The sequence below is a fragment of the Streptococcus infantis genome, from assembly GCF_047464415.1.
GTDB lineage: Bacteria > Bacillota > Bacilli > Lactobacillales > Streptococcaceae > Streptococcus > Streptococcus infantis_AE.
Window position 1 is genome coordinate 1 of the sequence record NZ_JASHBX010000048.1, and the last position, 1,093, is coordinate 1,093.

Here is a 1,093-nt window from a genome sequence, read left to right on the forward strand (position 1 = left end):
CTGTCTCACCGCTTCATGAAAATCTCCTGTTTCTAAATAGATCTCAACAACATCTACCATTTACTGTACCTCAATGAGAATGTTTGATTGTTTGACCACGTGCAACATCTTCTTGAATGACATCGTTGATTCTTGCCATTAATTCATGCTGTGTAGGATCCAGTCGTGAATGAATAGATTCCAAATCTTGAACATCAAAATCATCTTTCGTAATAGCATGAAAATTGGTTAGTGTTAAATAGAGAATTTGATCAAGTTGACGATGAATTGCCTTGTTGTCATTTCCAGAATCAAAGCTACCTTCCAATTTTTTTTCCAGCTGAGTCAGTCGCTCATAAAAATTTTTTCCTTCTCCTAATTCAATAAAGAGTTTATAAAAAACTTCAATCAAAGTGACAAGCGTTGCTGAATTATTTCGATACTGTTTCTGCAAAGCAGACGATTCTTTCAAGTAAGATTTTACTTCCTTAAATTTTTCATGTGTTTCTTCGCTAAAGTATAAGCTAAGTCTTGGATTCATTTTTCCCTCCTCAATTTTTCTGAGATGATCCTGTCAAGTAATTGATTTTATATCCTGGTTGAATATTAAAGATATATACATCAAATGAAATCTCATCATCTTCAATACTCTGTGCTTCCATACGAACTCCTCTAGCAACTAATTCCACATTTCTAAATATAGGAGTTACTCGATAGCGAACATGGTGGTTCGTATTTTTTATGTAGTTAGAAATTTTATTTTCATAGTAAACCATTGATGATTGTTCATCTTCAAAATTTGCATTTAAAGCACGTGTACCTGTAAATAAATTTTTAGCATTCGCATTTTCTCCACTTAATTGAAAACCGATTAAGTGAGAACGATTATATAAATAATCTTCTTTCCCGTTGAAAATTATTTTTTTATTTTTCCATCCTGTTGGTGTGATAGACGAAATAGATTCTCTATCTTCAGTTGGCATCAAATCTTTTCCCAACATCGCTTCAGCAATTCCTACACGATTTAAAAAATCTAGATCAGAATATTTTTCCCAGCTGTCATTTTCTAAACTCAATTCGTCTTTTGTAAATTGTGATTTTTCATTGACGACAA

General features: G+C 32.3%; 2 protein-coding genes. Both read right to left on the reverse strand.

Annotated features, from left to right (window positions below):
* Positions 1-70 precede the first annotated feature (70 nt).
* Positions 71-520 (reverse strand): hypothetical protein, encoded by a 450-nt coding sequence (locus tag QM460_RS10380; protein ID WP_414290053.1) that lies wholly within the window; start codon positions 518-520, stop codon positions 71-73.
* Positions 521-530: 10 nt separating this feature from the next.
* Positions 531-1,093, reverse strand: a 563-nt coding sequence (locus tag QM460_RS10385) for a DNA/RNA non-specific endonuclease (RefSeq protein WP_414290054.1), incomplete at its 5' end; no start/stop codon positions are given.

Bases quoted from the DNA above. Each gene is read 5' to 3' on its own strand.
- QM460_RS10380 (WP_414290053.1), bottom strand. From the start codon at position 520: ATGAATCCAAGACTTAGCTTATACTTTAGCGAAGAAACACATGAAAAA.